Origin of the sequence: Mumia sp. ZJ430 (assembly GCF_011751845.1) — a bacterium.
In the GTDB taxonomy this organism is placed as follows: domain Bacteria; phylum Actinomycetota; class Actinomycetes; order Propionibacteriales; family Nocardioidaceae; genus Mumia.
Genome location: NZ_JAAHFK010000005.1, coordinates 1 through 5,474, shown reverse-complemented (window position 1 = coordinate 5,474; position 5,474 = coordinate 1). Strand labels below are relative to the sequence as shown.

General features: G+C 56.0%; 3 rRNA genes. All 3 read right to left on the bottom strand.

The window, feature by feature from the left end:
- Positions 1-7: 7 nt before the first annotated feature.
- Positions 8-124: ribosomal RNA gene (gene rrf, locus HCT63_RS20150) — 5S ribosomal RNA — on the bottom strand.
- A gap of 99 nt (positions 125-223) precedes the next feature.
- A 23S ribosomal RNA gene (locus tag HCT63_RS20145) occupies positions 224-3,329 on the bottom strand.
- A gap of 385 nt (positions 3,330-3,714) precedes the next feature.
- Positions 3,715-5,233, bottom strand: a 16S ribosomal RNA gene (locus HCT63_RS20140).
- Together the 16S, 23S and 5S rRNA genes form the textbook arrangement of a ribosomal RNA operon.
- Between the last annotated feature and the right edge of the window lie 241 nt (positions 5,234-5,474).

The following is a 5,474-nucleotide window of genomic DNA, read 5'->3' as shown; positions in this document are numbered from 1 at the left end:
AAATATTGTCCGGCGGCGTCCTACTCTCCCACACAGTCTCCCGTGCAGTACCATCGGCGCTGAAGGGCTTAACTTCCGGGTTCGGAATGTTGCCGGGTGTTTCCCCTTCGCCATGGCCGCCGTAACCCTACAGGATTACACAACCAACAACTCTGTTCTGTTGTTGTAATGGGTTGTGATCCCAGAACCTCACAGTGGACGCATAATGTCTTTGTAAATGTGTGTAGACAAGCCCTCGGCCTATTAGTACCGGTCAGCTGCACGCATTGCTACGCTTACACTTCCGGCCTATCAACCCAGTGGTCTACTGGGGGCCTTAACCCACGAAGGGTGGGAAACCTCATCTTGAAACGTGCTTCCCGCTTAGATGCTTTCAGCGGTTATCACTCCCGAACGTAGCTAATCAGCAGTGCTCTTGGCAGAACAACTGACACACCAGAGGTTCGTCCATCCCGGTCCTCTCGTACTAGGGACAGCCTTTCTCAAGTTTCCTACGCGCGCGGCGGATAGGGACCGAACTGTCTCACGACGTTCTAAACCCAGCTCGCGTGCCGCTTTAATGGGCGAACAGCCCAACCCTTGGGACCTGCTCCAGCCCCAGGATGCGACGAGCCGACATCGAGGTGCCAAACCATCCCGTCGATATGGACTCTTGGGGAAGATCAGCCTGTTATCCCCGGGGTACCTTTTATCCGTTGAGCGACGCCGCTTCCACATGCCAGCGCCGGGTCACTAGTCCCGACTTTCGTCCCTGCTCCACCCGTCGGTGTCACAGTCAAGCTCCCTTGTGCACTTACACTCAACACCTGATTGCCAACCAGGCTGAGGGAACCTTTGGGCGCCTCCGTTACATTTTAGGAGGCAACCGCCCCAGTTAAACTACCCACCAGGCACTGTCCCTGATCCGGATCACGGACCTAAGTTAGATATCTAGTACGACCAGAGTGGTATTTCAACATTGACTCCACAACCACTGGCGTGGCCGCTTCACAGTCTCCCACCTATCCTACACAAGTCGAACCAAACACCAATACCAAGCTGTAGTGAAGGTCCCGGGGTCTTTCCGTCCTGCCGCGCGTAACGAGCATCTTTACTCGTAGTGCAATTTCGCCGAGCTCGTGGTTGAGACAGCGCCCAAGTCGTTACTCCATTCGTGCAGGTCGGAACTTACCCGACAAGGAATTTCGCTACCTTAGGATGGTTATAGTTACCACCGCCGTTTACTGGGGCTTAAGTTCAGTGCTTCGCCTTACGGCTAACACGTCCCCTTAACCTTCCAGCACCGGGCAGGAGTCAGTCCGTATACATCGAATTACTTCTTCGCACGGACCTGTGTTTTTAGTAAACAGTCGCTTGGGCCTGGTCTCTGCGGCCCTCATCGCTTCCCACCGCAAGGGTGTTCACGAATCAGGCCCCCCTTCTCCCGAAGTTACGGGGGCATTTTGCCGAGTTCCTTAACCACGATTCACTCGATCGCCTTGGTATTCTCTACCTGACCACCTGTGTCGGTTTGGGGTACGGGCGGCTCTGGTACTCGCTAGAGGCTTTTCTCGACAGCATAGGATCACTCACTTCGCCAAAACGGCTCGGCATCAGATCTCAGGCACATGACAGACGGATTTACCTATCTGTCGCCCTACGTCCTTACACGCGGACAACCATCGCCGCGATGAGCTACCTTCCTGCGTCACCCCATCACTTGCCTACTACCAGTTCGGGTCACACGCTCACCAAGACACGCCACCCCGAAGGGTGATCAAGCTCAGCTCGGGTGCTTAGCATCACTGATTCAGCATGGGCGCACCAACGCCGGTACGGGAATATCAACCCGTTGTCCATCGACTACGCCTGTCGGCCTCGCCTTAGGTCCCGACTTACCCAGGGCAGATTAGCTTGACCCTGGAACCCTTGGTCATTCGGCGGAAGAGTTTCTCACTCCTCATTCGCTACTCATGCCTGCATTCTCACTCGTGTGGCATCCACGGCTGGGTCACCCCGCCGCTTCACACGCCACACGACGCTCCCCTACCCATCCACACACCTGGACCCACAAGGGGCCGAGTACACGTATGAATGCCATAGCTTCGGCGGATTGCTTGAGCCCCGCTAAATTGTCGGCGCAGAATCACTTGACCAGTGAGCTATTACGCACTCTTTCAAGGATGGCTGCTTCTAAGCCAACCTCCTGGTTGTCTGTGCGACTCCACATCCTTTTCCACTTAGCAATCGCTTAGGGGCCTTAGCTGATGGTCTGGGCTGTTTCCCTCTCGACTACGGAGCTTATCCCCCGCAGTCTCACTGCCGCTCTCTCACTTGCCGGCATTCGGAGTTTGGCTGATTTCGGTAAGCTTGTAGGCCCCCTAGATCATCCAGTGCTCTACCTCCGGCAAGAAACAAACGACGCTGCACCTAAATGCATTTCGGGGAGAACCAGCTATCACGGAGTTTGATTGGCCTTTCACCCCTATCCACAGGTCATCCCCTCAGTTTTTAACCTAAGTGGGTTCGGTCCTCCACGCGGTCTTACCCGCGCTTCAACCTGCCCATGGATAGATCACTCCGCTTCGGGTCTAGAGCACGCGACTCAACGCCCTATTCGGACTCGCTTTCGCTACGGCTACCCCCCAACGGGTTAACCTCGCCACGTACCACTAACTCGCAGGCTCATTCTTCAAAAGGCACGCCGTCACAACCCACAAGGGATCGCTCCGACGGATTGTAGGCACATGGTTTCAGGTACTATTTCACTCCCCTCCCGGGGTACTTTTCACCTTTCCCTCACGGTACTTGTCCGCTATCGGTCATCGAGGAGTATTTAGGCTTAACGGGTGGTCCCGCCAAATTCACGCGCAATTCCAGGAGTCACGCGTTACTCGGGATAACACAAAAGAAGACTCAGACTTACGCCTACAGGGGTCTCACCCTCTACGCCGGACCATTCCAGGCCCTTCGACTTCACCTGAGTTTTATCACTTCTCGCCAGCTCGGCAGAACCAGCAATGCGCTCCCACGACCCCGCACGGACAACAACTGCCGTCTCTCACATCCGCACGGTTTAGCCTCATCCGCTTTCGCTCGCCACTACTCACGGAATCACTGTTGTTTTCTCTTCCTGTGGGTACTGAGATGTTTCACTTCCCCACGTTCCCTCCGAACGCCCTATGTGTTCAGGCGCCGGTGACCAGACATAACTCTGGCCGGGTTTCCCCATTCGGACACCCCCGGATCACAGCTCGGTTGTCAGCTCCCCAGGGCTTATCGCAGACTCCTACGTCCTTCATCGGCTCTCGATGCCAAGGCATCCACCATGTGCCCTTAGTAGCTTGCAAATTACACACACTACAAAGACACTCGCGTCCACTGTGAAGTTCTCAAACCACAACCCGCAACCACCCGAACCACAACCCACAGGTCATGACCGGCCTGGCCGGAACCAAGACAACAGCACCCCCGACCCCCCAACCGGGAGACCGAAGGCGCCTGATGCCTCAGGACCCAACAGCGTGCCCAACCACCAGACCAGACCCACACAACCCTCCACACCGAACCCCCCGAAAGAGGCACAGCAGTACTAGCTGCACAAGCCCAACCCAACGATTGAATAATCGACGTTCCACTATCTGAGCACCCGGCCACCACGACATTCGCGTGATCAAGCCAGGAACACACCACCACCACAAACCAGTTGCGACAGTGATGAGCAATGCTCCTTAGAAAGGAGGTGATCCAGCCGCACCTTCCGGTACGGCTACCTTGTTACGACTTCGTCCCAATCGCCAGCCCCACCTTCGACAGCTCCCTCCCACAAGGGGTTAGGCCACCGGCTTCGGGTGTTGCCGACTTTCATGACGTGACGGGCGGTGTGTACAAGGCCCGGGAACGTATTCACCGCAGCGTTGCTGATCTGCGATTACTAGCGACTCCGACTTCATGGGGTCGAGTTGCAGACCCCAATCCGAACTGAGACCGGCTTTTTGGGATTCGCTCCACTTTGCAGTTTCGCAGCCCTTTGTACCGGCCATTGTAGCATGCTTGAAGCCCTGGACATAAGGGGCATGATGACTTGACGTCATCCCCACCTTCCTCCGAGTTGACCCCGGCAGTCTCCTATGAGTCCCCACCATTACGTGCTGGCAACATAGGACAAGGGTTGCGCTCGTTGCGGGACTTAACCCAACATCTCACGACACGAGCTGACGACAGCCATGCACCACCTGTACACCAGTGTCCAAAGAGACCCACATCTCTGCAGGCTTCTGGTGTATGTCAAACCCAGGTAAGGTTCTTCGCGTTGCATCGAATTAATCAGCATGCTCCGCCGCTTGTGCGGGCCCCCGTCAATTCCTTTGAGTTTTAGCCTTGCGGCCGTACTCCCCAGGCGGGGCGCTTAATGCGTTAGCTGCGGCACGGAACCCGTGGAATGGATCCCACACCTAGCGCCCAACGTTTACGGCATGGACTACCAGGGTATCTAATCCTGTTCGCTCCCCATGCTTTCGCTCCTCAGCGTCAGAACAGGCCCAGAGAACCGCCTTCGCCACCGGTGTTCCTCCTGATATCTGCGCATTCCACCGCTACACCAGGAATTCCGTTCTCCCCTGCCTGCCTCTAGTCTGCCCGTATCGGAAGCACGAATGGGGTTAAGCCCCAAGTTTTCACTCCCGACGTGACAAACCGCCTACGAGCCCTTTACGCCCAATAATTCCGGACAACGCTCGGACCCTACGTATTACCGCGGCTGCTGGCACGTAGTTGGCCGGTCCTTCTTCTGTAGGTACCGTCACTCTCGCTTCGTCCCTACTGAAAGAGGTTTACAACCCGAAGGCCGTCATCCCTCACGCGGCGTTGCTGGATCAGGCTTTCGCCCATTGTCCAATATTCCCCACTGCTGCCTCCCGTAGGAGTCTGGGCCGTGTCTCAGTCCCAGTGTGGCCGGTCACCCTCTCAGGCCGGCTACCCGTCGTCGCCTTGGTAGGCCATCACCCCACCAACAAGCTGATAGGCCGCGAGCTCATCCTCCACCGAAAAACTTTCCACCACCCACCATGCGGAAGGAGGTCATATCCGGTATTAGCCACCGTTTCCAGCGGTTATCCCAGAGTGAAGGGCAGATTACTCACGTGTTACTCACCCGTTCGCCGCTCGTGTACCCCGAAGGGCCTTACCGCTCGACTTGCATGTGTTAAGCACGCCGCCAGCGTTCGTCCTGAGCCAGGATCAAACTCTCCGTCGAAAACCCAACCAAAGGCTAGGCAACAACTTCCGTTATGACCCGGACTAACTATTTGCTGACAAATAATTGTCACGGAATCAACCCCAAACACTCACCCCTCCAAAGAGAAGCAAAAGTCCGAGGCCTTACTACTGATTATCTCGTCGACTTTTGGCACACTGTTGAGTTCTCAAACATCAGACACACAAAACCCTCAACCCCCACGGGCATCAGATCAAGGCGCGACCCCCAAACCTACCAG